We start from the raw sequence: 26624 nt of genomic DNA on the forward strand, positions 1-26624 counted from the left end.
CTGTTTCCTGTAACCGTCATAACAATTATCAGTACTGACGCAGCTGTGATCTGATCCTACAGGGATGAATCCCCTTTGATCTGACTGGACAATCCACCAGCGGCGGGCAGATACATTTTCTCTGCATAATCCATAACCATCCGGTCGGCGTTAAACCGCCAACCCAATGTGCGGATTCCGTTTTTCATGCGGGCAATCCACTCTAAAGGCAGATCGTCGTAGTTCCGGTCGTAATACAGGGGAATTACTTCCTCCTTCAGAACCTTCATCAGGTTCAGGCCATCACGGTCATCCTGGATCTCCTGGTTCACATGGGTCCGGCCTTCACCAATGGCAAATCCGTTGCTGCCATCAAAGGCTTCCGCCCACCAGCCATCCAGAATAGAGCAGTTCAAGCCACCGTTCAACACCACCTTCTGACCACTGGTACCGGAGGCTTCGAGAGGACGTCGGGGATTATTCAACCAGACATCCACACCCTGTACCAGATGCCGACCAAGGTTGATGTCATAATCTTCCAGAAGCACAATCTTGCCTCGGAACGGGGGTTCCTGGGTCAGTTTGAAGATACGCTGAATGATCTGCTTACCCCGTTCATCCGCGGGATGCGCTTTCCCGGCAAAAATGAACTGCACCGGTCGATCCGCGTCTTCGATGATCTTCAGGAATGTTTCCATATCCTTCATCACCAGGTCGGCGCGTTTGTACGGAGCAAACCGGCGGGCAAAACCAATCAGCAGGGCATCCGGATTCAACGCGGTTTTCAAGTGACCGATTTCGGTTTCCGAACTGCCACGACGCTTGGCCTGTTTTACCAGCAGATCACGGGAAAAATGAATCAAACGATTCTTGAGTGCCTGATGGGTTTCCCACAGATCACCGGGGGTGATCTCTTCAATTCCCGACCAGACATCGGCCTGACCGGTTTTGTAGTACCACTTGGTCGGCAGAACACGGTCATAAATCACACGCATCGGTGCCGCCAGCCAGGTTGGCATATGCACGCCGTTGGTAATGTGACCGATGGGAATTTCTTCCTCGCTCCGCCACGGCCAGAGCGAGGCCCACATCCGACGGCTGACTACGCCGTGCAGACTCGAAACCGCATTGGCCAGGCGGCTCAGTTTAAATGCCAGCACCGTCATACAGAAGGTTTCTCCTTCGTTCTGGGGATCAACCCGGCCCAGGCTCATCAAGGCATGATGATCCAGACCTAACTGGTCGCCCAGGGGCCCCACGTGTTCTTCCAGCAGAGCGGCGTCAAAACGGTCATGCCCTGCGGGCACGGGTGTATGGGTGGTAAACACACAAGATGCTGCGACTTCTCGTAAGGCGTCATCGAATGAGAATCCGTCTTCATGCATCCGGTTCCGCACGCGTTCCAGGGGCGCGAATGCCGAATGACCTTCATTCATGTGAATTACGCTCGGTTCAATGCCGATCGCTTCCAGTGCCTTAACGCCACCAATCCCCAGCATGATTTCCTGCCGGATACGGGTTCGCTGATCGCCGCCATACAACCGCGCGGTCAGATTCCGATCTTCCTGGCTGTTTTCCGGTACATCCGTGTCGAGCAGATACAGAGGCACGCGACCCACGTTAATCCGCCAGACCTTGGCAAAGATTTCTCCCGAACGGGTCGAGACCGAAATCATCACCGGCTTTCCCTCGGGGGTATAGGCCGGAATAATCGGCAGATTTTCTGTCTTGGCTTCCGTATACGATTCCTGCTGCCAGCCTGCTTTATCGATATGCTGTGAGAAGTAACCTTCCCCGTAAAACAGACCGATGGCAACCAGAGGCAGACCCAGGTCCGAGGAACTTTTCAAATGGTCGCCCGCCAGAACACCCAGGCCGCCGGAATAAATGTGTAATGATTCATGAATCCCAAATTCAGCCGAGAAGTAGGCAGCACAGCGATGACCCAGAATGGTCGCGTTGGTCGACCCCCAGGTATCAGAGCGATCCATGTATTCCAGCCAGCGACGATAAGCCACATTCACACGGGAGTGCAGGCTCAGGCTGCTTAATTTATCATCCAGTTGCTCCGGAGAGTATTCTTTCAGCAGCAGTACCGGGTTATGATTCAGTTCAGACCATTTATCGGGATCAATCAAATGAAATATTTGAGTGACATCAGGCTGCCAGCTCCACCAGAGGTTGCTGGCCAGTTCACAAAGTTTCTCATAAACAGTTTTTTTCTTAGCCATTCAAGGTCCATCCAATCCATTGCAGTTGTTTATCGTTCTGTCATTCCTCAGTACCTGTCTGAGGGTGATACTGATGTTGCTCTTGATACCTCTACCTGCTTGATCGCGCAGAAGCGAAGAAATGAGTTCTCTCAATGAAAGAACCGATTCAAAATCAGGCTTTTAAAGTATAATGAACTCGTAGATAAGTTGGAGTCTTCCCAGTCAAACTTTCAACAGGATAAATTGAACTTACACACAATACACAATTTACCAATCAACTTATTTGCCCCAGACTAACTTTTGTAAACCGCACCGATTCTCAGTCCATTCCAGATGGAACACAAACACAGGAATTCAGTGCAGGCCGTCCGAAGTCTGCCGAATCGTTTTCACATTTTAGTGATCTCGAATCAATTTGAAAGAAATTTTTACCATGAATCTTCAACGAATCACCGATCTGCCTTCGCTGCCCCCACGCCCTGTCGATTCACATAAAGGAACGTTTGGAAAAGTTCTGGTGATTGCCGGCAGTGCGGGGATGAGTGGCGCCGCCTGCCTGTCAGGAATGGGGGCACTCAGGGGAGGCGCAGGACTCGTTTTTCTAGCCGTTCCCCAGGAAATTCAATCCATCGTCGCTGCCGTGAATCCCTGCTACCTTACCCTGCCGTTACACGTCGAACCGTCGGGTCACTTGACGGGCCCGTCAGCAAAGTTTCTGCTGGATCAGATTCACGACTTCGCAGCCATCGCGATTGGTCCCGGACTCGGGAAACTTCCCTGGGTGCAGATGCTGATCTGGAAACTCTACGCCGAATTCGAACAACCCCTGATCATCGACGCGGATGCTTTGAACGTGATTGCAGCATCGAACCAGAATCTGCCTGCTGCCGCGGGACCACGCCTGTTTACACCCCACCCCGGTGAGTTCGCACGGCTCACAGGAAAAAGCATCTCCGAAATCAGCGAAGATCGGGAAGCGGTCGCCGTGGAGTATGCACAACAGCAACAGATTGTCTTACTCCTGAAAGGCGCAGACACAGTCATTACGGATGGCTCCCGCATCGCCGTCAACACAACGGGCAACAGCGGCATGTCGACCGGTGGCACAGGTGATGTCCTCACTGGTTTGCTGACCGCATTATGTGGACTGGGTATGTCCGCTTTTGCCGCAGCGCAACTGGCAGCGCACCTGCATGGACTCGCCGGAGATCTGGCGGCAGAGGACCTCTCGCAACCCGCCCTCATCGCCTCGGATCTGCTCGACTATCTGCCTGATGCCTGGTTGCAGTTACAAAATGGACTGAATTCAGAAGACGATTGACCGAGCTATCCAATATTGACAGGGGGGCAATGTCAGGAGAGCACGCCCACGAGCGTGCGAACCATTCCGGCCCACGTGCCATTCCAGGTCTGTTAACACACTATTCGGTTTTCTGAGAAACAGCCTGGCCTGTCGGCATCGGATAAACGGGTGCACTGGAATCCGGTTTGCGTTTCAGCAGTTCTGATAACTGAAAACTGTAGTACTTCTGATTGGCAGCCGGCTTCCCATCGGCACTTGCATTCGCCACCCACAGCTTCGTCGATTTGGGCTCGAACAGCACATTATGCAGATTGGATTTCATCGCCACCGGGCGGCTCATCAACTCAATCGCTGAATCAGCGGTGAATTCACCATAACCCTGTTTGACCCGCTTGGACAGTTCCTGATAACGGTCGCCGGCGGACAGCAGCGCGGCATCTTTCACCGGGTTCGGCAACAGAGGATGCGATTCGCCTGGTTGAATCAGTTCCATCTTTTCCCAGCTGGTCGCCATGCCCACAGAACGGTTTGTTTTGCCATCGGCAATCACATAATAATATTCGCACGTGCGATAGTTATCGCGGAACACCGCGATCGCTTCATCCAGGTCTTTCGCCGTCTCCAGTACTTCGCGGACCAGGAACGCCATCGGAACTCCTGACCAGTGACCCAGACCCCGGCCTCCCATTTCGCCTATCGAAACAGACTGCATATTCATGCCGGTGACGGAGCCAATGAAACCCGCATAGGAAACATTCACAAACGGAATCCCCCCTTTCGGCTCTGCAACGACCAGCACCGCATGATCCTGCAGACCCCAGTCGCAGGCATAATCCAGCACGCGACCATGATACAGGGTCCCGTCTTTGGTCGCAGAATTCGCGAGCGAAAAACCGCTGCAGTGAAACATCTCCGGGATGAAATTGGTCGCTCTCACATCCTCATAAGCAATCTCGGCGCCAGCAGCCAGTCCCCGCATCTCATCGACATATTTTTGAGGCGTGTACGGTTTCTGAATTTGAACAACCGTTTCAATCGCCTGGCGTGGCTTCAGTTTTACCGGCCCCAGATCAACCAGGGTCGTATCCCCTTTTTCATTGAGCAGAGTGTACATGTTCTTCCGAACGTGTTCCTTCAGTAAGACTCCCTGCTGGTAACCCATTTCGTAATGAGTCCCCTTCACATGCAACACGTAATACCCGTCAATCTTTTCCAGCCAGCCTTCACCACAGCGGGCAACCGTCTGGGCCGACGCGACCACCGGAGCTAAACAGACCAGCGTCAGCAGAAGTAAAAAATATAAACCAGAGAAACGGCGAGGGTTACGAAACATAAGAAGATCCTTTTCACTCATCAGAACGATTGGGAAATGGGCTGTGAAATGTTTTCCGATCAGAAACACATTATGACAAATCTAATGGGAGATACAAAATTTAATTTGACCATTGTCATTTAAAATGAACATAAACACACTTTATGAGGCTCGCATTACAATTACAAGTCCCTTAGACTTGCATTCAGTCACTGTAATGTGTGAAGATTGACGGCGCGAAGACCTGAAGTTACTGTAGATACCTCACGCCAATGGATCCGGTTTCAAAGAACTACTTTTGAAACTGTTTAGTGTCTTCCCAGATTGTATTTTACGTCTCTTCATTCGCTCTTTGTTAGCAATCTCTATGTTTCGAGTTTTAGGCAACACTGTAGTCCGTTTCTGGCAAGTCATTCTCGTCTGCTGGGTTTTGGCAGTAGCAGGGATCTCTTACGTCGCACCGGAATGGTCCTCCGTCGTTCAGAACGGCGAATTTGCATTTCTCCCCGCCGACTCTCCCAGTCTGCAAGGTGAGAAACTGTTTAAACGCGCCTTCCCCGATGACCTGCTGGCCAGCAGCATTGTGATCGTGGTCCGTCGCGAACATGGCGACCAGGGACTCCGACCGCAAGACCTCAAATTCATCGAGGACACTCTCAAACCACAGCTCGAACATATTGTGGAAGAACAGGGAGGCTATGCCACCGAAAGCAAAGGGGACGGCGTAGAATCGAATAAGTCGAATATCTCACGCATTCGAACCTATACCGATAAATCGATCGGCGATTTGCTGCAGAGCGAAGATAACAAAGCCTCACTGGTCATCGTAGAACTCTCTACAGAATTTCTTGATCAGAGTAATGCGAAAACCGTCGAGAGCATCGAGAATCTCCTCGGTAACGATGAATTCAAAAAGACGATTGAGCCCGGTCTCGATATCACCCTCAGCGGCATCGCCACTGTCGGCCGCGATATGATCCGGGCGGCGAACCAGAGTGCAGAAGCCACCGAACTCTGGACGGTGCTCCTGGTCATCCTGCTGCTGATCATCATTTATCGCGCTCCCATTCTGGCGTTAATCCCGCTGTTCACGGTGTTCGTCTCGGTCAAAATCGCACTCTCCGTCCTGGCGATTCTGGGAGACTGGGGCTGGGTGGGCCTGTTCTCCGGCATTGAAATCTATGTAACGGTCATTCTCTACGGCGCGGGCGTTGACTACTGCCTGTTCCTGATCGCCCGGCATCGGGAAGAACTGGATAAGGAATGCACCTTCAAAGAGGCCATTTCCAACTCCATCGCCACCGTCGGCTCCGCTTTGGCCGCCAGTGCCGGCACCACGATGTGCGGCATCGGAATGATGTATTTTGCCGAGTTTGGCAAGTTCCAGCAGGCCGGCATCGCTATGGCACTCAGCCTGTTCTTCGTACTGATCGCTTCCCTCACACTTTCACCAGCGCTGCTCTGCCTGGCGGGCCGCTTCGCCTACTGGCCGCAGTCATTCAATGAACGCGTCGCAATTTCCGCCGGCTGGCTGACCCCATCCAGCGTCATGGCCCGCCTGATGCAACGCAACTGGGCCGGTTCCCTCTGGGAATCTGTCTCACTCGCATTACTCAAAAAACCCGGAAAAATCTGGCTCTCCACGTTCCTGATCCTCTTCCCGTTCGTCCTGATCACCCTGGCCTGCTATGGAAATTTAAGTTACGGACTCTTGTCTGAACTCCCCAGCGAAGACCCCAGCGTGGTGGGCACGAAAGCCGTCCAAGGCCATTACCCGGCGGGAGCAACAGGGCCCCTGACACTGCTGTTTGAAAATCCCGACGTCAATTTTTCCGACTCCCAAGGTCGCGAGGCCATCGAAAAGCTGACTGATGACCTCTTAAAAAATAAAGAGGAACTGGGCATCGCCGATATCCGCAATATGACCAAACCATTTGGTATCGGTGCCGCGGATGAAATGGAAAAAGCCAGAGACTTGCGCGGCCTCGCCAAATTACGCGCCATCAGCCGCATTAAAGTCATCAAGAACTATTACGTCAGCTCCGAACCCAAACTGGAAAATCATGTCACCCGCATGGATCTGATCCTCGAAAAAGATCCCTTCTCGCACGACAGCATGATGCAATTGGAACGAGTCAAAAAAGCAGTCAGTAAATCACTGCCCGCTCATCTGCAAGCCAACACGAAACTCTATTACATCGGTGCAACCGCCAGCATTGCCGATCTCAAACATGTAACCGATCAGGATCAGGCCCGCATTGATATCCTGGTACTGGGCAGCGTATTTATCATTCTGGTGATCCTGCTCCGCAGACCTGCGATCTCTGCTTATCTGATCTTGAGTGTCTTCTTCAGCTACCTGGTGACACTCGGAGTGACCTTTACCGTCTTCTGGGCTCTGGATCCTCACAACTTTACCGGCCTCGACTGGAAAGTGCCGATGTTCCTCTTCACGATCCTGATTGCCGTCGGCGAAGACTATAACATCTACCTGATTACACGTATCGACGAAGAACAGAAAACCAAAGACCCCGTCGATGGCGTGATCTCTGCCTTAAAAAGCACCGGCGGCATCATCTCCAGTTGTGGGATTATTATGGCCGGTACCTTTTCCTCACTGATGGCGGGCACCCTGGTTGGCATGCAGCAACTCGGCTTTGCCCTGGCGTTCGGCGTGCTGCTCGATACCTTCATCATCCGCCCCATCATCGTACCCGCCTACCTGATCATGCTCTATCGCGGCTACTTCGGCTCCTGGGGAAAATACCTCGGTGCCGCTCAATTCCTCGATACCAAACCCCAACCCGAACTCGATTCGAGCCACGCAAAATAATTTGCGATCACAGCGGGTGGCCTCGAATGCAATTCGAGGTTGTCGCAGACAACAGGAGGTCGCAGGATACGCGTGGGCTCGTAAGGAACGCACCTCATACGATCAACCTGATCCCACGGTAGACGCACCCTCAACTTGCACGAGCACACCACAACATCCTGCTCGCTCCGCTCGGCCCGAAATCTACTCGGGCCGACCCAGGTAACAGTATAAGTCAAACGCGTGAACTACGGATTCGTATGAATCACCAGTTCCGGCAGACTGGCTGAACGCGTTCCGCTGATCGGCGGATTGTCCGCTGGTCGAAACGTGAAGACCACTGAGAACTTGGCCTGGTCGGTAAAATTGCGGGTTGCTGCATGAAACGTCCGGCAGTGAAACAACAGGATGTCCCCCGGATGCAGTTCTGCAGACACACTGGTCTGAATCAATTCCTGGTTTTCCGGCAGATCGGGTCGCAGGAAAATCCGCTCGTCCAGACGATGCGGTTCAAAAGTCATGCGATGCGTGCCCGGAATGACTTTGAGACAACCGTTATCTGTGTTTTCTTCGCCTAAAGCGACCCAGACGCTGATCAGTTCTCTCCGCTCAAACGACCAGAAGCGGATATCCTGATGCCACATCGTGTCGCTGCTGAATTCCGGCTGCTTGGTCATGATGCAGTTATGATGTGCCAGCGGCATTACATAATCGGGTCCCAGTAACTGTGACAGTCGATTCACCAGCGCCGGATGACTCACCAGTTGGGTAAAGCTCATCCCGCGACTGTGCGACTGTAGCAGCCGCCGCACGGTCTCACCGCCGGCCACATTCCGTGAACTGGGAGAACCGGGATATTCCACGTCCGCTTCATACTCGACTGGCTCCACGACCCGCGACAGTCCGTCCAGTGTCGCCGCCAGCATCTCCTGTCGCAACGCTTCGGGACAGAGATTACGTAAAATCAGGTAGCCGTCCTGCTCGAATTTCTCAACTTCTTCTGCAGACAGCCGCTCCTGCGTCAGGGACTGTGATGATGATGTCATGGTTCTCAACTCTGATCATAAAGACACACGCCGACAACCAGGCTCAAAACGCAAGCCCCGCTCCGGCAGACACGACTATCATACAATTCCAGTTCTGAAAATTAAAGTAGTGAAATTAAGTAATCTTCTGAACTCTTCACGCATGCGGTCTACAGGCAGATATCCGCTTGCTTCATATCATAATATTCAATTAAAGCGTTCAGAAACATCCACAGAGTCGGTCCCGGCCCACTTCTCCCGATAGCGAGCATTCGATTTAATCAACAGAAAGATCGGCCCGTAAAAGATCACATAAGGCACCCACCCCAAGGTAATTACCAGCCCCGACAACATATTATCGACCTGCCCCGGCTGCATGCTCAACTGCTCCCACACAATCTGCGTGCCCCAGAAAAATATGCCCCCGATCAGAAAACCGAGATCATGCCAGACCCCCATCAATATCACAGGGACAGCCAGGAAAGCAATCAGGAACGGCAGGCTTGCCTCGAACAGCAGCCAGAGCGCAACCGGAACTACCAGGGCGAACAGCAGTAGTAATAGCCCGGTTCGCGTTGAGATATTCCTTTCAAGAGAAGTCTTCAACATATCATGTCTCGATTTTTCGAGGTTCGAAGATATAAAGGTTCAGCGATTGTTTGAAAGAATATAAAACCAGCCTTCGTGATTTTTGAAGAAGCCAACTTTCGATTTACTGCAATAACCAAGCACCTCTTCCGTGTGCCATAATTGTGCCTTGATAAATGGTTCCAGAGACTGCTCTGTACCATCATAATCGTCATCATCACTTATGATATAGACTACGTTTTTAACTCCAAGATTTTTGAGCCGATCTATAATCGTCGCTGGACTTTTCTCCTGATTCGTTAATTCTTTACATGACTCCTCATCAAAATAACGTATGTCACGCAGGTCATCAAAAATTTTATTTCGTCGTTTAGGCGACTCCAGCATCCAAAGAAATCGATCCACCTTCTCTTTACGGAGAAAGCGTTGAAATAGTTCTCTTTCGAGTTGCAGGTTCATATCGTCAAGCACTAGCAGATCATCTTAACACATGAAGTGGTTAAATACGCGTTTCAGTTTCCGTTGGGTCATTCACTTCAGTACAACGGTATTCATCGATCAATCGGAAAAATTCCAGTACCGCTTCCTTGTGCAGTTCCGGAGTGACTCCCTGATTGTAATTTTCCCATGTTACATCCTGGGGATTCAGCCCCATTGTTTTCGCCAGGATTAGATTTGGCCAACCCATTGAGGAGCCTGGGAATTGAAATTTATCTCTGACAAATTCATGAAATCCCGAGAAGTCCGGCGTAGATTCATCACGGACTCCCTGTTCCATCATCGCATGTCGATAACCAGCCAGATACAAAATAATTCGTTCCAGCTCAAAAGAGCCAATATACATGGCAGGTCGTTTTTGAATTTGCTCCAAAAGATCATAGATACTATAAGACTCTTTCATCCAGCATCGTTCTCCCGACTTAGCTCTGTATATGGATATTACAGCCAATCCACTTCAATAACTGCACACCAAATCAACCCGCATTAGCAATCATGAATTTTGTCTAGACTGTGTCCCGTTTTACTGTAGCGTCTCCAGGTCCACTTGGACCGGGTATAATAGATCGAGAGACGCTATGGTTAAATGTGATGCGCTCTAGATACAACCCGTCGGCACCATTCAAGGATACCTTCCCGCGAAGTGGAACCCAATACAATTCAAACAGAATCGGCTGACCACTCCCGTCACCGGGCGTCTGTTCTGCATGTCGCCAGCGTTTTTTCCGTTCTCCCTCATACTGCAAGTGGTAAAACCAGGCATCAATGACTTCCTGTTTTCCGAACGGTTCCAGATCCATTTTCTGGCGTGCGATCAATGCAGGCGACGAAAAATCACTCAGCCCTGTCTCCTCGCGTGCTTCCCGCAGCGCCGCGGCTTCCGGTGTTTCGCCCGGATCAATCGTGCCTCCCGGGATCTGTGTCCCCGCGTCCGGGAAATCAACATGGTCAAATACCAGTAGGTGATCCCCGTTCGTGATATAGATAAACACGCGGTTGCGATAGGTCATGCGAACCTGCTTTGTCTGCTGAAATTCATTTGTTCTCTCGATTCACAATCAGTTCCAGTTCCGTTTGCGGATTCAAAATCCGCTGTTTGATCAAATCCGGCTTGAGTACTACATCCCTCAATTCCGCCAGTGAGAACCAGTCGAACTCTTCCTGCACATCATCCACCGTCGCCGCAATCAAACCGCCGTGCCAGGTGACTTCGTAAACCGTACAGATCTCGTGAAACCGCCTCTCTTCCAGATCAAAGAAGTTCTCTACGATCGCAGTCGGTTTCCGCACTTCAAAGCCTGACCCGATCTCTTCGGTCAGTTCCCGCCGTACCGCAGTCAGCGAATCTTCGTTGACCTTGATCCGCCCGCCCGGCAGAAACCACCAGTCATGCCCAGGCGGACGGCACAACAGCACATCCTCCCCCCGCCGCACAATCGCCGCCACGCGCAGATTCACGCGATACTCATTCATATCGAGGCAAATGTCAGTCATGAACTGTTTCCTGATAGGTATTTGGATGTTCTTCAATTTGCATCGTGAAAAAATCACATGAAGCGAAAATGCTGATCTGAATCATCATCCAACAGCGGACTGAACGCACAGGGGTCCGGAAGTTCGAGTGCACAAGCCAGGCGGAAGCCCAGCGGGATCACCCAGAACGGTGCATCACTGTAGAAAGGCGAAGCTGGTTTCGACATATTATACAGCGTTTTCGCACAGCTCTCTTCGAACGCATATTGTGCCAGCGCGCGGCTCTCGTTCTTTTTACGGGCGATCACCGTTTTCTGTCTGATCCGCTCATACAGCGCGTCTGCTTCATCCCAGGGCTCCAGGCACTCACTCATCCTGAGCAATATCTGCAGCGTGATTTTGTCATCACAGAAAGGCAGGAAATAAGCGATCATCTCGCGAATCGAGTCTGACGTTTCATAGTGTCTCATCATCAATCCTCCAGATTTTGAGTGCGACCTGAAGTCAAGTCACCAACACTTCTACAAATCAGCACAATCCAGAATCATTCAAAATGTTCGTGCAGCCGGGATTCTCCATAAACCACATCCGTTTTCGCCAGCATGTCATGCCAGCCGTGTTTCTGCCGTGAACCGGCGATCCAGAAAAAGCCCATCAGAAATGGAATGTAAGAAGTAATCTTCGACAGGTTACGAATGACCGAACAACCAAACGAAATCCGGTTTCCCAGCCGGTCCACTACGCGAATCCCCAGCAGTCGTTTGCCCAGCGTTCCCTGAAAAGAGGAACCTTCCATCAACGCACAATACACGAGCCACACGCCAAACACTGTTTCCCGAATCCAGTTCTGTTCTTTGATGAACTGTACCCGGGCATCCACGTTCATGCGATCCGCCTGATAGGCAAACCACGTTTGTCCAAAGTCGGAATAGAAATAAAAGAGTGTCACCACAATGATACTGATCGGGACGATGTCAATCGCATACGCGGTTGCCCTGACCCAGAACCCTGCATACTTCATCCCTGCTGACTCCCTGCTCTGCGATCCCCGATGGTTTATCGCTGTCGGTTTGAGTTGTTCTTCTTTAATGAGAATACCCGGACGCGGGCCGTAAGTTCAACTCGAATCTGGACTTATTCAACCATTTCCAGTGAAGACCGCAGTCCGTGAAGCGCCAGAATTCTCCTGAGAGTTGTCTCCTCTAAAACGTAATTTCCTGCAGGAGTAACCCTTCTTCCATTAAGGGGACTTGCGCCACCACGGTTCCATCGGGGTCAATCAGCGCGGTCGGGCCATAAGCAATCTGTCCGTCGCGTGCCCCCGTTACATCCGCAGAAATCAGCCAGAGTCCGGTCTCCCGCGTTCGTTCGGCGCGAATTGCATTGTGTCTGTGCTTCCACACTTCCGCATTCTCCGGGTGCAGCATATTGTAACAGGGGCAGACCATCAGTTGTGCCTGCTGAGAGGCAATCGTTGCTGCACACTCGGGAAGATTCAGCTCATAACAGATATTCACACCAAACCGCAGTCCCTCAACTTCAAACGTCGGCGTCTCGGTCCCCGGATCGAACAATCGTTCCCCGGGCGCCAGCCTGGTCTTGCGGTAACAGCCCAGCAGCGTTCCCTGCCTGACAACGGCCGCGGAAATAAACAGTTGCGTGCCTGCTTTCTCAATAAAACCAATCACCAGGGTCGGCTGCAGCGACTCCAGTCGTTTCAAAATATCCGTAAACCTGTCGGAAGAAATATCCAGCGCCCGCTCTCGCGCGAGTATTTCCTTTGTCGTGTAACCCTGCAGATACGATTCGGGAAAGCAGATCAGCGCCGCGCCCTGCTCACTGGCCTGCGTTGCATACTCTTTGATCTTTGTCAGCGACTGCTCCCGATCATTCTGCACATCGAATAACTGACAGGCGGCGACTGTGATTCTGTTTTTCATAGGTTCACCGCTCACACCAGCAGAACAGAGCGAACTTCCGCTTCAGAACGCTAAAGCGGTTCGAGCAGGAATCGTCCATACGGGTTGACGAAACATTCCTGACCCGCATTGATCTCATCCTCTTTCAGATGCAGGCGGAAGTGAGGTGCATCTGCTGCAAGCGAGAAGGTCTGACCATCTTTGATCTGCGCCGCTTCAAAAATGCGGTAATGATTGAACTCAGTCAACAGTTGCGCCGCGGCCTGATTTTCGATTGTCGCAGGTACCGTCGCGTCAGGCAAGCCGAAGATATGCATGCCCGTGCTGTAGAAAAACTGTTCATCGCCGGCCAGCATCACATGCGACTGCAGCAGATCCAGATTGTTCCCGCAAAATTTCTGCTGCTGCCAGGAACTCAGACCGTGTGCCACCCCCGAATTTTCAAACTTCACCCCCAGGCCGCCACACTCCAGCGTAACATCGATAAAGGTGTGCAACTGGTGCAGCTCAGTCAACCCGGTTCGATCAGTGATCAGATACACGACCGATCGATGGGCGGCAATCGCAGCCAGATCATTTTCTGAAATCGTTCCCTGCCCGCCGAGTTCAAATGCCAGCGCCATGTTCGGATCCGCTTCATGAATCTCACACCTGACCGCGGCACTGTTTTCCAGCGACATCAGAATCTGCCCCGCGAACAGAAACCGGTCGCGCGCCACGGACAGTACCTGATCACGAAACGCGTCGTGACTGTCCAGAACAATGGGAATACCGACAACTACTTCCACGGAGCGACTTTCTAAGAGATCAATTGAGATGCATCGAGCCGGCACTCTGCATAGGCTCTTAATCCGCTGGCGGTTTACTCATCATGCAGCATGCCATTTCATTTTGCAACCAGTAACAGGTTACCACTCAATGCCCATTCGAAAAATCTTCTAAGATTTGTTTTTGCTCTCGACTCAATCGCACCAGTGGTCGTTGACTCTGAATAAAGCGCAGTGCTTCTTCCCTGCTCGCTGCCTGTCCGGTATACAGGAGTAGTGCAGCCGTAAACAACCCAGTCCGTCCATGCCCTTCCGCGCAGTGAATCAGAAGCGGCCCCTCCAACACTGCAGTCTGTTCGATCCAGCTGTACAATGAATCGACTGAGGGAGCCGCACGATCCAGTACGGGAAAACAGTGATAACCGCGTGAACGTAGTCCCAGCGGCTCGCTCATCTCACAAGTCAGATCGATGACATGCACGATCTCCGCTGGCAGCTCGCAGGACAAAAGACGCCGACTGATATACAGGTTCTCGGTTAACTGGTGGAGTGGGGGCTCTGCTCGCAACAGCCGTGACAAGTTCCAGATTCCATTCAGATACAGCAGATAAGGCAACAGCAGACACTGATTAAACAACGGAACCAGTCCCTCTTCCGACTTATTGAAGATACGCGGCCCCAAACCAAAATACCCCGCCGAGACCATCGCAAAGCTGAAGGCTGGCCAGAGCAGCAGCCACCACCAGCCCTGATGTATTCCGGCAGCCAACACCAGTAGAAACGCAATGATCAGCAGTAGAAATCCGATTTTCATACAGAGTATTATTGTTATTGAAAATGTGATTTACAGTAATTCATGAGATTCCAGAATTGTTTCTGACAAGTTTGAATGCGCCAGGCCTTTAAGTCTTTGTCTTTGATGAATCGCTCCCAGAGACCATTCGCTTTAAGATATTCTATTGAATGATCTGTCCCATTCACTTCATCAATCCACATCAGGGCCGGCATAGCCCAGTTCTGGTCGTAATAGCAATCTAATTGTCGTAAATATCGGTCTAAATATTGTTTAAGAGCCGAAACCGAAGCATCATTCGCAAAACAGGCCAGAGCAAATGCGTGTGATTGTCCCGCGTAACAGGCTTCTGAGGCAAGCAACCGCCTTGCGATCTGAGTTTGACATTGGGTATATTTCTTCACACCAGCAAACCAGCTACCCGTGATCGCTTCCCGCCAATGTCCGGAAATAAGTGATCTGGCAATCTGCGGAGTCATCTCTGGTAAAACCTCAAACACTCGCTGATTAAACTGATTTCGCTCTTCATCAGTTAAGATGTGTGATACATAGTTCCCATGCAGGATCGCTAAGTAAAATGGCGATACCCACCGCTGAATCTCTAATTCATCCACTCACCTGCCCCCTGCACTATGTATTTGACTACTAATCTTCAGACAATCGCACCATCAGCATTTCGTCTCCCTGTTTCTGAAATTCATAAGGCACACGCCTGATTTGTACATCATAACCCGTTGCACAGAGTTCTGCCATCACCGATTCCCGATGCCGTGATCTGATTGCCCCCAGTTCGAGCAGGGGGAAAATACGGACTTCCCGCGCCACACGACACAGTTCCCTGATCGACGCAACATGAAATTCCGCAGAAAAGTGCGCACTGTAGAGAAACAGAAAATGCGAACAGACCGCAATGTCGAATGCACCGTCGTCGAACGGCAGCGTCGGCAGGCTGGCGGTCCGATAGCGGCCTTCCCGTTTTCCTGCAGCATAGTCGGTCAGAAACTCCTGCATCGCCGCGCTGCGGATCTCTGCCAGTTCGTCCGGCGAACGAATCTGTTCCCAGACGAATTCACTCTGATTCCGCCGCGTCTGTTCTATTACAGTTTCGAAGGTCGTGTCAATCCGCTGACTGATCTCTGCGGCGGAAAAGTAATACAGAGGATCAACAGAAACAACACGTCCGCTCCGCCTGGTCAACTCCGCGTTAAAACACGCAGGCCCATCCCCACAGCCCAGAATCTTCTGCTGCAGATCTTCATTCGTCAATGCGAACATCGCCCGATATTCGTCAAACGAACGTCCCCAGGGGACCACGTTATCCAGAGAAAAAGCCATTATTGATTCCAGTTCTGTGCCTCAAGCTCATTGAATTTGGCCGTCAGCAGAGAGACACACGCCCGGACAACTGGTTCAATTTGAATATGGTCAGTCATCCACCAGCTGGATGGCCTCATATTCCGCTCGACCACTGACTTCCTCAGTACAAAACGGGGGCAGCTCACAGTTCGCGGCCTCCGCTTCACTAGCGAATTCAGACTCCACAATCACAGGAGCCGCCTTGCCCACCACAACATTGATACTGAAAGGAATGTCCTGAAAGAGATATGTAAACCGCTGGCGAATCAGAATCCTGCCCGGCAGTACCGAAAGCAGCTCATACTCTTCTGCCGTGAGATACAGGTTCGTAATCGGCTCAGAGAGCTCGCTGCACTTTCCGTACTTCTTACACAGTTTGAATTGAACTGCGTCTGCCCCTTCGATCTTTCTCAGCCGCAAACGCCCCGCATCCAGATACTTGTCGGTGATGATTCGCACCGGTAACGATGCCAGATCCGGCAGCAGCCGCTCATCTGCCAGCCAGCGACGTTCGATCTCCAGTAGACTGTACTTCGGCTGGCTCGTCAGAGGCTCTGGATCCGCTGGCGGTTTACTCATCATGCTGCCTGTCATTCTATTTTGCAACCGAAGTCAGGAAACCGAAACTACCAGCATTTCGTTTCCCTGTTTCTGAAATTCATAAGGCACGCTCCGGGGCTTTCAAGTCTTTTTGCGGCGCCAGGGGGAGATGTAGTCATTTTCTAACGCTCCCCGGCTGACCAGAAAATCCCGCAATTCGTGATGTCCTTTTTCATTCGCGTAGCTGTAGGCACTTGCGCCCTCTATTGTGACGGCGTTGATGTCAACGCCCCGCTCCAGCAGATATTCCAGCCGTTCCTGGCTGCGATCATTATGGAGCGCAGCCAGCATCAACGTCGTGTGTCCCTCTGGACTTTGATCCAAGACATCAGCGCCGGCCTCAACCAGAATCTGCAGCGTCTCCAGTGTCGCCCAGTTCGCAGCGATCATCACACTGGTATGCCCCTGTTCTGTGCGGTGATGAAGGTTCGCCCCCGCCTTGATCAGACAGGGGATCACATTGACACGCCAGTTCCGGGTCGCAGCCGTCAATGGGGTCACGCCCATTTCGCTGGCACAATTCGGATCAGCGCCCACAGACAACAGATACTCGACGACTTCCAGATGCCCTGCGAACGCCGCGTTTGACAAGGCAGTCATCCCAGAGTCAAACAGGGTATCGACGGCAATCCCCTTCTCCAGAAATCGTTTAACTTCCTTCAGACTTCCATGACCGGCTGCATACAATAAATTCTTTGCCATTGAACCTCAATCTTTTCTCATATATGGAATCAGATATCCTTGCCCCATTCCTGTGCCGTCTCGCGCACATCAATGTCAGTACTCTCACGTCCGCGTTCAATAGCCCATTCAAAATAAGGCGTTCCCAATGCGTCCGCGACTTCCAGAACCCGATGATATTCATAATCGTCGGTCCAGTCGATCAGTTCACTGGTGGTCTTCTTCAAAAATTCATCAACGACATCAGGCGGCAGTGAAAGCAACAGGTATCGGCCTATCAGGATATTTCCGATATTCTGGCAAAGACATGCCAATTCAACGGACTCTGCCACAATGGACCTGCGCGTCTCTGCAGTTAATTTTGCTACTCTTGCCAGATTGAAAGCCAACCCGGCTTCGATCCCTTCCAACCACTGAATGACGACATCATGTTGCCAGACACCAGGTCGAAATTCTTTGATACAAAAATCCGGTTTCTCACTCAACTTGCTTCCTCTCCTGACCGCAATCGGTCCAGTTGCTCGATCCCGGCAAACTCAAAGTGGGGTTAAGACTTCTAATTAATGACATTCTCTGCAGTTCTTAGCCATCCACGGAACCAGGGGTCCGCTTTGATTTCCGCGTGATCATTCGCATAATCCACGTACCAGTGTAGTAGACCATCCCACTCCCGCAAATCACCTGGCGGATGCAGCTCCCAACCTAACTCTTCCAGAAACCAGTTTGCCTTGGCACTGTTTCGTAATTGTGAAGTACAGGCCCAGTTGGATCCCTCATCTGCCCCACCACGCGCGACCGGCACAATATGATCGATGGTGGGTGAGAGCTGCCAGTACGCGATATGACACTCCGACATTTTCCAGTTAGAATGGTAAGGAAATTCATCGGGCATCAGTTTTGACATCAGCCGCAACACGGGAGGAAACACCAGTTTCTCACCAGAATAACGGTCGATAAAACCATCTCGAATAAATATTTGAGTTTTCTGAACGTCAGAATAATTCCTACCCGCGTTTTCGAGAGGTACGAACGGAAAACCTGAAAGGATCCTCAGCCGCGCTGTGTCCAGATCACCCTGAGAAATCAACTGACACGTGTCTCGAATCACCTGGTAACTCAATCTGTTTTCCCTTTATTAAATATCTAAGGATCCGAAGTCAGTTTTTTAGTTCATAGCCATTCATCCTACATAATCAGGAAATCAGATGCATCAAATAATTCAATCTGTTTACTTCCCCAGCAGGCGATCGTGCCGCTTACGGATCTGTGAGGTACTGGCGGGAAACTGAAATCGGTCCAGCAGAACATCCTCAATCGCAGCTCGTACCTGTTTTGCACATTGCACGGCAGGCATGCGCCCCACGCCGGTTGCCAGGCCCGGTACAGTAATGCTTTTCACATGTTCGCGCACCGGCTGACCCGCATACTGTCCGGAAGGAATGACGCCATCGCGAATCAACAGGAAGACCGCGCGAGCCGCCACGAAGGCATTGATCGACGATTCCACCGGCATCGGTACCCGCATCGTGGGTGCGGCGATCAGAAAGGGGAACGCGGCGTCTTCAGTCTCAACAATCGTTGCTGCACCGACCAGCAGTTCTCCGGCATGGTCTGCTTTAATCTGGTTTTGAACACGGTCCTGCAATGACGGTCCAAACCGCTCCAGGTAGAGTCGATCAATGCCGCCATCCATGAACCCGAAACTGTTCGCTGGACTCACAATTGCATCCGCAGGCTTATCGAAGATCGAACCATGGTGCACCTCCACAAACGGCAGATCGCCACACCACCGCTGCCATGCCTGGTAAAGTGGTTCATCGATGGCAGTCAAGCGGATTTGCAGTCGAAGCTTCTTTTGTAAAAGGCCTGGTGACATGAAGACGGTCCCTACCGCTGGGTGAGCTGTGATCTGAATACCATGACTGGCAATTCAGAGCTGACACCAGCAGGACGTTTCAGGTTCGAATCAGATCGTTGTCCTGCCTGAAGCCCTGCAATAGAGAGCGAAGTGGTCATCACGTGGATACTATCAAGTCCGTGTTTGATGATAGAAAACACCAAGGTCATTGGGATTATATTGTTCCCAACTGGCATTCTCGTATCGTACAAAAACCTCGCGCGTCTGTAGCGTGTCCCACCAGAGGTTTAACTTCGATAGAAACTGTTCGATTTTAAAATCTGGTTGTAAGTCATCCGGGAAAAATGAGAGCTCGACAGCACACAGACCTTCTTCCTCCCAATCTAAAAACAGCTTTATTTTTCTAAAAAGAGCCGTTTCTGATTCTAAATCTCCATATACAAATACTGCCCCTCTATCAAGTGAGCTGCATATTGCCTGGGAATTAAATTCAATTCGCATACCGTCCTGGTTAAAGAAAATCCCCTGCTGGTATTCATCAATCAGCAAACGGATCAATAGCCCCACGTTTGCTAATGCTGCGGGAGTAAAAGTGATATCTCTTGTAGTGCTGTCATTATCTAAGAGATATTCTGTGATTTTCTGAAGATCCATTTTGCTTTTACCCTGGCTCGCGCACACTGCATCTCTTTGTTGTTCAATATTGATGTAGCACTTGAATCAACTATGCCTCAAGCTGTTCCAGCCAGTTAGAGAAGTACTCAGCGGGTAACCGGACCTTTGAAAAATCCAGGTTCTGTAGTTCTTCACGGGTGTAGGTGTTGTCCAGATACATCTGCCACTGCAGATGCAGATCAAGGGCCACATCGGCGACGGTTTCATCAAGCGGGTTCTCAAAGTCGAACTGCGCCATATGAAAATTGTCGGCCCACCAGGCGATTTCCTGATGCGTATACGGTGACTTCGCGACATCCAGGGCGCTGCGTAATACCTGCACCAGAGATTCTTTTGTCAGCGGCAACTCGATGACCTGACAGTTCGTTTCCGTCCAGAAGCCCGCAGGCTGATTGCGGCCCGGCTGTTCTGGATCGGGTGGAATATTATCTTGCACCATCCCGGAATTACCTCATCGTCTCACCAGACAGTTCTCTCAAGCTTCACAAGCACACAGGCCGAACCACCACCTATGGCAGTTCGGTGGCTCCCATCAGGTAACGGTCACATTCACGAGCCGCACCGCGGCCTTCGTTGATCGCCCAGACGATCAGGCTCTGACCGCGTCGGCAGTCGCCGGCAGCGAAGACGCCTTCCAGGCTGGTCGTGTACTGCTCATGCTCGGCTTTGAAGTTCGAGCGGCCATCCAGATCCAGACTCAGCTGTTCGCTGATGATATGCTCGGGGCCTAAGAAACCGAGTGCCAGGAAGACCAGGTCACATTCCAGTTCCTGTTCGGAACCGGCAACGAGAGTGAACGGTGCGCCGTTGGCGGCCGGTTTGGACCAGTCGACTTCGCAGATTTTGATCCCTTTCAGATTGCCTTGACCGTCATCGACAAATTCGACGGTCGACATCTGGAACATCCGCGGATCTTTACCGAATGCGGCAGCCGCTTCTTCGTGACCGTAATCGACGCGGAAGATTTTCGGCCATTGAGGCCAGGGGTTACTGGCGGCTCGTTCGTTCGGTGGTTGAGGTACGATTTCCAGGTTGATCAGGCTTGCGCACTTCTGACGCATGGCCGTGCCCAGGCAGTCGTTCCCGGTATCACCACCGCCGATCACAACCACTTTTTTGCCTTCAGCGTTGATAAAGTTTTCGACGGGAGAATTCTGGTAGTGCGTGCTTTCGAGGCCAGACTCCAGCAGGCTCTTTGTATTCTTCGACAGGTACTCCATCGCGAAATGCACACCGTTGAGGTCGCGGCCGGCAATGGGCAGATCGCGGGGTTTGGTCGCTCCCGTGCAGAGCACAACTGCGTCGAAATCTTTCATCAACTGGTCGGCAGTGATGTCGACGCCGATGGATGTGTTGGTGATAAATTCCACCCCTTCATCGGCCAGCAGATCGACGCGACGCTGCACGATCCATTTTTCCAGCTTCATGTTGGGAATGCCATACATCAACAGGCCACCAATGCGGTCATCGCGTTCGTAAACGGTCACGCTGTGACCGGCGGTATTCAGCTGGGCAGCAGCAGCCAGACCGGCAGGACCGGAACCGACGACAGCGACTTTCTTACCCGTGCGCACAGCAGGTGGATTGGCGACGACCCAGCCTTGATCGAAGGCGTGATCGATGATGGAGTTTTCGATGTTTTTAATTGTAACCGGGGGTTCTGTAATTCCCAGCACGCAGGACCCCTCACAGGGAGCCGGGCAGACGCGACCGGTGAATTCCGGGAAGTTATTGGTCTTATGCAGACTGTCCAGCGCATCCTGCCAGCGACCGTGATAGATGTGATCGTTCCATTCCGGGATCAGGTTATTGACCGGACAACCTGTAGCCATGCCGGCCAGTGTTTTACCGGTGTGGCAGAAGGGGATTCCACAATCCATACAGCGGGCGCCCTGGTTCGCCAGTTCTTCGTCTGTCAGGTGATCGTGAAATTCGTTCCAGTCCAGAATACGCAATTCGGGTTTACGGTCTGCACCCAGTTCCCGGGGAAATTCCATGAAGCCAGTTGGCTTGCCCATAATTCTATCTCACTCTAATTAAATGTTAGCTCTGTTGTTCGCTGAAGAAATGCACTCGGAAAGACGTTCCTCTCACCTGATTGGTAAGTTCAAGGAACGCCTGACGAAGCCTGCTTAAACGACGACCTCGGCTTCTTCAGCCGCCATTTCCTCTAAAGCCCGTTTGTAATCGATGGGCATCACCTTCTTGAATGATTCCAGTTCCGATTCCCAGTGATCCAGAATCTTTTTGGCAATCGTCGATCCGGTAAATTTGCGATGGTTATCGATCAACGCTTTCAGCTCTGCGATGTCATCAGCTTCTTCTACCGGGTCCAGTTCAATGGTTTCCAGGTTACTGTTCTGCAGCAGCAAGCCTTCAGGATCGTAGACATAAGCGACGCCTCCGGACATTCCAGCAGCAAAGTTTCTGCCGGTCTCGCCCAGAATGACGGCGCGACCGCCGGTCATGTATTCACAACCATGATCGCCAATCCCTTCGACGACAGCGGAGGCACCCGAGTTACGTACACAGAAGCGTTCGGCCGCCTGACCGCGGATATACACTTCACCCTGGGTGGCACCGTACAGATTGACGTTACCGACAATGATGTTGTCTTCAGGAGCGAAGGTGGAATCTTCCGGCGGATAGATAATGATGCGACCACCGCTCAAACCTTTGCCCACATAGTCGTTGGCATCGCCTTCGTGCTCGATGGTAATCCCGTGTGCCAGCCAGGCGCCCAGACTCTGTCCGGCGGAACCCTTACTGTTAATGTGGATCGTTTCATCGGGCAGGCCGTCGGCACCATGCGCTTTGGAAACTTCGTGGCTCAGCATTGTTCCAAAAGTACGGTCGGTATTCTTGAGTTTGACGTCAATCGTGACCGGCTCCCCTTTTTGGATCGCAGGCTGGGCTTCGCTGATGAGCACATTATCCAATACGATTTCCAGACCATGCTGTTGATCCATCGTGCAATAAGTGCCCACATTCGGATGTGGTTTTTCAGCCAGTCGCAGGATCGGAGTCAGGTCCAGGTGTTTCGCTTTCCAGTGTGCAACTTCTTCGTCCAGCTGCAGCACATCGCTGCGGCCGACCATTTCATCCATGGTGCGGAAACCGAGTTCGGCCATCAGTTCACGGGCTTCTTCTGCCAGCAGGAAGAAGTAATTCACCACGTGTTCCGGCTGACCGGCAAACTTCTTACGGAGTTCCGGATTCTGTGTCGCAATCCCGACCGGGCAGGTATTCAGGTGACACTTCCGCATCATGATACAGCCCATGGTGATCAGCGGGCCGGTCGAGAAACCGAATTCTTCGGCTCCCAGCAGGCTGGCGATCACAATGTCACGACCGGTTTTCAACTGACCGTCGGTCTGCAGACGCACGCGGCTGCGAAGGTCGTTGAGGACCAGGGTCTGGTGGGTTTCGGAAATCCCGAGTTCCCAAGGCAGGCCGGCATGCTTGAGGCTGGTCAGCGGGGATGCCCCCGTTCCGCCGGAAGCACCGGAGATCAGAATATTATCCGCATGTCCTTTGGCGACACCGGATGCAATCGTACCGACGCCGACTTCCGAAACCAGCTTGACGCTGATCCGTGCTTTCGGGTTGGTATTCTTCAGGTCGTAGATCAACTGCGACAGGTCTTCGATCGAATAAATATCATGGTGCGGCGGCGGACTGATCAGCCCGACCCCCGGAGTCGAGTGACGTACCGAGGCAATGATCTTATTGACCTTATGCCCGGGCAGTTCGCCCCCTTCTCCCGGCTTTGCACCTTGAGAAATCTTGATCTGCAGCTCATCCGCATTCGTCAGATACCAGCTGGTCACACCAAAGCGACCGGAGGCAATCTGCTTGATCGCGGAGCGTTTGGAATCGCCGTTTTCCATCGGCTTGAAGCGGGCGGAATCTTCACCCCCTTCACCCGTATTGCTCTTACCGCCCAGGCGGTTCATGGCGATTGCCAGTGCTTCGTGCGATTCGGCAGAAATCGAGCCGTAGCTCATCGCTCCCGTGCAGAACCGCTTGACGATTTCCGTAATCGGCTCGACTTCTTCCAGCGGAATCGACTCCTGCTTCTTGAACTTCAACAGACCACGCAGATGACACTCTCGAGTGGTCTGCTCGTTGACGGCTTTGGCAAATCGCTTGTAGGCTTCTTTATCACCCGTAGAGGCAGCAGCCTGGATGTTGGCGATATTCTCGGGAGACCAGGAATGCTTTTCTCCATTGGCACGCCAGTGGTACACACCGGGGTTCGGCAGCACGGGCAGACGATGCTGTTCCCGATGTGGATAACCGATGTCATGACGCATTTCGCATTCTTTCGCGACGACGTCAAAACCAATCCCCTTGATGCGGCTGGCCGTTCCGGCAAAGCAGGTATCAATGACTTCCTTGTTCAGACCGACGGCTTCAAAGATCTGGGCTCCCTTATAACTCTGCAGAGTCGAGATCCCCATCTTGGCCATGACTTTCAGCATGCCTTTGCTGACACCCTTACGGTAGGCAGCGACGATCGATTCGCGGGTCCACTTGTTCGATTCCAGTTCGCCCACTTCCAGTGAATGCCAGAGTGATTCAAATGCCATGTAAGGATTGATCGCATCAGCACCGTAGCCAAACAGCAGACAGTGATGATGCACTTCGCGGGCTTCGCCGGTTTCCAGGACGATCCCGATCTGTGTACGCTGTTCGTTACGAACCAGATGATGGTGAATGGCACCACAGGACACCATGGTCGGCAGACCGATCCGCTCGCGTCCTACGGCCCGGTCGGAGAGCGTAATCAGACTGAAGCCGTCGGCAATCGCCTGTGACGCTTCTTCCCGGATGCGATCCAGGGCAGCGCGGAAACCGGCTTCCCCTTCTGCTTTGGGGTAGGTCACGTCGATGGTCTTATTCTTCCAGCCACGATAATCCATGACTTTGATGGCTGCCATCTCTTCGTTGCTGATGATCGGTTCCGGAATCAGCAGCCGATGACACTGCGCTTCGGTCGAGTCCAGCAGGTTCCCTTCCGGGCCGATATAGCACTCGAGGGACATGATGACTTCTTCGCGGATCGAGTCGATGGCGGGGTTCGTCACCTGGGCAAACAGCTGATGGAAGTAATCGTAGAGCAGTCGTGACTGATCGCTCAGGCAGGCCAGAGCGGCGTCGTTACCCATCGAACCAATCGGATCTTTTTTCGCTTTGATCAGCGGGATCAGCATGAACTTCAGCGTTTCAAAGGTGAAACCGAAGGCCTGCATGCGTGAGAGCAGTTCTTTTTTGGGAACTTCTTCCAGCTGGCCTTCCAGGGGCAGGTCGCTCAGCAGAATCCGCTGATCCTGCAACCATTCCTGGTAAGGTCGTTTGGTCGCGTATTTTTCCTTGATCTCTTCATCGGGAATCAGGCGGCCTTCTTCGAAGTCGACCAGGAACATTTTCCCGGGCTGCAGGCGGCCTTTTTCTTTGACGATTTTGGGATCGACTTCCAGCACGCCGACTTCACTGGCCATGATCACGCGGTCATCGTGGGTCACATAATAACGGCTGGGGCGCAGACCGTTCCGGTCGAGTACTGCCCCGATGCATTGACCATCGGTAAAGGAAACGGAAGCGGGTCCGTCCCAGGGTTCCTGCAAAGCAGAGTGGTATTCATAGAAGGCCCGTTTGGCAACGGAGATGGAATGGTGATTCTGCCAGGCTTCGGGAATCATCATCATCATAACTTCCGGCAGCGGACGACCAGACATCAGCAGCAGTTCGAGTGCATTGTCAAAGTTTCCGGAATCGGAACAGTGAGGCTCGATGATCGGGAACAGCTTGTTCAAGTCTTCCCCGAACAGGTCGCTGGACATCATTCCCTGCCGGGCATACATCCAGTTCGCGTTGCCCCGCAGTGTGTTGATCTCGCCGTTATGAGCCATGAAACGACAGGGCTGGGCGCGATCCCAACTGGGGAACGTGTTCGTGGAGAAGCGGGAGTGAACCATGGCCAGGTGACTGGTAAAATCCTCAGCCTGCAGGTCGGGATAGAAGGGCATGACCTGATCGGGGGTCAACATCCCTTTATAGACGAGCACCTTACTTGAGAGTGAGCAGAAGTAGAACATGAGCCCCTGGGGCAGATTACTGCCTTCACGCAGCAGGCGGCTGGAAGCTTTCAGAATGATGTAGAGCTGGCGTTCCAGGTGATCCTGGTCAGCGACTTTGCCGTTGGAGGTCGAAATAATGACCTGCTCCATGTGAGGCAGAGCCCGCAGCGCAGAAGGGCCGATATCGGCGACATCGGGACAAACCGGCAGCGGACGCCAGCCTTGCACGACCAGGCCCTGTTGATGGGCAATTTCCTCAACTGCCTGTTTACAATGTTCCCGCTGGGAGACATCGGTGGGCAGGAAGACATTCCCCAGGCCGTAATTGCCTTGTGCAGGCAGCGTCAGGTTCAGATCTTCTTTGACGACGCGCGACAGGAAGTCGTGAGGCATGGAGATCAGAATCCCGGCACCATCGCCGGTATTTTCTTCGCAGCCACAGGCACCTCGGTGAGTCATGTGACGCAGCATTTCATCAGCGTCCAGCACAATCTGGTGCGAACGTTCGCCTTTAATATGGGCGACAAACCCGACACCACAGCTGTCATGCTCGAATTCCGGATCGTAGAGCCCGTGCGCTTCCGGAAGTTGCCCCACCTGAAAAATGGAGCTTCGTGCCTTGTCCTCGGAATCAGTTCCACGCCGAACGGTTCGACTTGTCATCTTACTTCACCATTCAAACTAATGTT

Annotated in this window: 26 protein-coding genes; 2 read left to right on the top strand and 24 right to left on the bottom strand. The window is 52.2% G+C overall.

Translation table 11 applies throughout. From position 1 onward, the window contains the following. Positions 1-56: 56 nt before the first annotated feature. Positions 57-2210 carry an alpha-glucan family phosphorylase gene (gene glgP / locus Pan161_RS12390; protein ID WP_145227220.1) on the bottom strand — a complete coding sequence of 718 codons (2154 nt, stop codon included), beginning with the start codon at positions 2208-2210 and terminating at the stop codon, positions 57-59. 415 nt (positions 2211-2625) lie between these two features. Between glgP and Pan161_RS12395 the strand changes: the two genes are divergently transcribed. Continuing rightward, positions 2626-3513 carry an NAD(P)H-hydrate dehydratase gene (locus Pan161_RS12395; protein ID WP_232103714.1) on the top strand — a complete coding sequence of 296 codons (888 nt, stop codon included), beginning with the start codon at positions 2626-2628 and terminating at the stop codon, positions 3511-3513. Between the two features lie 100 nt (positions 3514-3613). Here the strand turns inward: Pan161_RS12395 and Pan161_RS12400 are convergent, their stop codons facing one another. After that, positions 3614-4828, bottom strand: a complete 1215-nt coding sequence (locus Pan161_RS12400) for a C45 family autoproteolytic acyltransferase/hydolase (RefSeq protein WP_232103715.1) — start codon at positions 4826-4828, stop codon at positions 3614-3616. 346 nt (positions 4829-5174) lie between these two features. On the opposite strand from Pan161_RS12400, the gene Pan161_RS12405 reads away from it, so the two are divergent. Beyond that, entirely contained in the window at positions 5175-7640 is a 2466-nt protein-coding gene (locus tag Pan161_RS12405) for an MMPL family transporter (RefSeq protein WP_232103716.1), read from the top strand. 227 nt (positions 7641-7867) lie between these two features. Here Pan161_RS12405 and Pan161_RS12410 read toward each other — a convergent pair whose 3' ends face one another. The 22 genes from Pan161_RS12410 to gltB form a co-directional block, all read right to left on the bottom strand. Then, positions 7868-8665: a phytanoyl-CoA dioxygenase family protein gene (locus tag Pan161_RS12410; RefSeq protein ID WP_145227226.1), complete on the bottom strand. Its 798-nt coding sequence runs from the start codon at positions 8663-8665 to the stop codon at positions 7868-7870. 186 nt (positions 8666-8851) lie between these two features. After that, positions 8852-9253 carry a hypothetical protein gene (locus Pan161_RS12415; RefSeq protein WP_145227228.1) on the bottom strand — a complete coding sequence of 134 codons (402 nt, stop codon included), beginning with the start codon at positions 9251-9253 and terminating at the stop codon, positions 8852-8854. 39 nt (positions 9254-9292) lie between these two features. Then, the gene (locus Pan161_RS12420) at positions 9293-9703 is read right to left on the bottom strand and encodes a hypothetical protein (protein ID WP_145227230.1); all 411 of its coding nucleotides are present in this window, start codon (positions 9701-9703) and stop codon (positions 9293-9295) included. A 28-nt stretch (positions 9704-9731) separates the two neighbouring features. Then, positions 9732-10133 (bottom strand): hypothetical protein, encoded by a 402-nt coding sequence (locus Pan161_RS12425; RefSeq protein WP_145227232.1) that lies wholly within the window; start codon positions 10131-10133, stop codon positions 9732-9734. A 103-nt stretch (positions 10134-10236) separates the two neighbouring features. Beyond that, positions 10237-10740, bottom strand: coding sequence for an NUDIX hydrolase (locus tag Pan161_RS12430; RefSeq protein ID WP_145227234.1), 504 nt, complete (start codon positions 10738-10740; stop codon positions 10237-10239). A gap of 25 nt (positions 10741-10765) precedes the next feature. Next, complete coding sequence (locus Pan161_RS12435; RefSeq protein ID WP_145227236.1) at positions 10766-11224, bottom strand: NUDIX hydrolase; 459 nt, start codon at positions 11222-11224, stop codon at positions 10766-10768. A gap of 53 nt (positions 11225-11277) precedes the next feature. Then, positions 11278-11676 (bottom strand): hypothetical protein, encoded by a 399-nt coding sequence (locus Pan161_RS12440; RefSeq protein WP_145227238.1) that lies wholly within the window; start codon positions 11674-11676, stop codon positions 11278-11280. A 71-nt stretch (positions 11677-11747) separates the two neighbouring features. Then, the gene (locus Pan161_RS12445) at positions 11748-12224 is read right to left on the bottom strand and encodes an RDD family protein (RefSeq protein WP_145227240.1); all 477 of its coding nucleotides are present in this window, start codon (positions 12222-12224) and stop codon (positions 11748-11750) included. A 181-nt stretch (positions 12225-12405) separates the two neighbouring features. Then, a complete protein-coding gene (locus Pan161_RS12450; protein WP_145227242.1) occupies positions 12406-13143 on the bottom strand; it encodes a carbon-nitrogen hydrolase family protein in 738 nt (245 codons plus the stop codon). Between the two features lie 50 nt (positions 13144-13193). Next, the gene (locus tag Pan161_RS12455) at positions 13194-13910 is read right to left on the bottom strand and encodes a DUF4261 domain-containing protein (RefSeq protein ID WP_145227244.1); all 717 of its coding nucleotides are present in this window, start codon (positions 13908-13910) and stop codon (positions 13194-13196) included. Between the two features lie 127 nt (positions 13911-14037). Beyond that, on the bottom strand, positions 14038-14703 hold the full coding sequence (locus Pan161_RS12460; RefSeq protein ID WP_145227246.1) for a dual specificity protein phosphatase family protein: 666 nt from the start codon (positions 14701-14703) through the stop codon (positions 14038-14040). Between the two features lie 14 nt (positions 14704-14717). Beyond that, positions 14718-15296, bottom strand: coding sequence for a DUF6000 family protein (locus Pan161_RS12465; protein WP_145227248.1), 579 nt, complete (start codon positions 15294-15296; stop codon positions 14718-14720). A 31-nt stretch (positions 15297-15327) separates the two neighbouring features. After that, a complete protein-coding gene (locus tag Pan161_RS12470) occupies positions 15328-16017 on the bottom strand; it encodes a class I SAM-dependent methyltransferase (RefSeq protein WP_145227250.1) in 690 nt (229 codons plus the stop codon). Positions 16018-16107: 90 nt separating this feature from the next. Further along, on the bottom strand, positions 16108-16620 hold the full coding sequence (locus tag Pan161_RS12475; protein WP_145227252.1) for a CYTH domain-containing protein: 513 nt from the start codon (positions 16618-16620) through the stop codon (positions 16108-16110). A 99-nt stretch (positions 16621-16719) separates the two neighbouring features. Beyond that, positions 16720-17340: an ankyrin repeat domain-containing protein gene (locus tag Pan161_RS12480; RefSeq protein WP_145227254.1), complete on the bottom strand. Its 621-nt coding sequence runs from the start codon at positions 17338-17340 to the stop codon at positions 16720-16722. A 29-nt stretch (positions 17341-17369) separates the two neighbouring features. After that, entirely contained in the window at positions 17370-17804 is a 435-nt protein-coding gene (locus Pan161_RS12485; protein WP_145227257.1) for a hypothetical protein, read from the bottom strand. A 71-nt stretch (positions 17805-17875) separates the two neighbouring features. Next, a complete protein-coding gene (locus tag Pan161_RS12490; RefSeq protein ID WP_145227259.1) occupies positions 17876-18439 on the bottom strand; it encodes an HNH endonuclease in 564 nt (187 codons plus the stop codon). A 108-nt stretch (positions 18440-18547) separates the two neighbouring features. Further along, positions 18548-19195 carry a macro domain-containing protein gene (locus Pan161_RS12495; protein WP_197995847.1) on the bottom strand — a complete coding sequence of 216 codons (648 nt, stop codon included), beginning with the start codon at positions 19193-19195 and terminating at the stop codon, positions 18548-18550. 153 nt (positions 19196-19348) lie between these two features. Then, entirely contained in the window at positions 19349-19831 is a 483-nt protein-coding gene (locus tag Pan161_RS12500; RefSeq protein WP_145227261.1) for a hypothetical protein, read from the bottom strand. A gap of 70 nt (positions 19832-19901) precedes the next feature. Beyond that, complete coding sequence (locus Pan161_RS12505; protein ID WP_145227263.1) at positions 19902-20291, bottom strand: hypothetical protein; 390 nt, start codon at positions 20289-20291, stop codon at positions 19902-19904. A gap of 70 nt (positions 20292-20361) precedes the next feature. Next, on the bottom strand, positions 20362-21870 hold the full coding sequence (locus Pan161_RS12510; RefSeq protein ID WP_145227265.1) for a glutamate synthase subunit beta: 1509 nt from the start codon (positions 21868-21870) through the stop codon (positions 20362-20364). 114 nt (positions 21871-21984) lie between these two features. Next, positions 21985-26598 (bottom strand): glutamate synthase large subunit, encoded by a 4614-nt coding sequence (gene gltB / locus Pan161_RS12515; protein ID WP_197995848.1) that lies wholly within the window; start codon positions 26596-26598, stop codon positions 21985-21987. Positions 26599-26624 lie beyond the last annotated feature (26 nt).

The organism is Gimesia algae, assembly GCF_007746795.1.
Lineage (GTDB): Bacteria > Planctomycetota > Planctomycetia > Planctomycetales > Planctomycetaceae > Gimesia > Gimesia algae.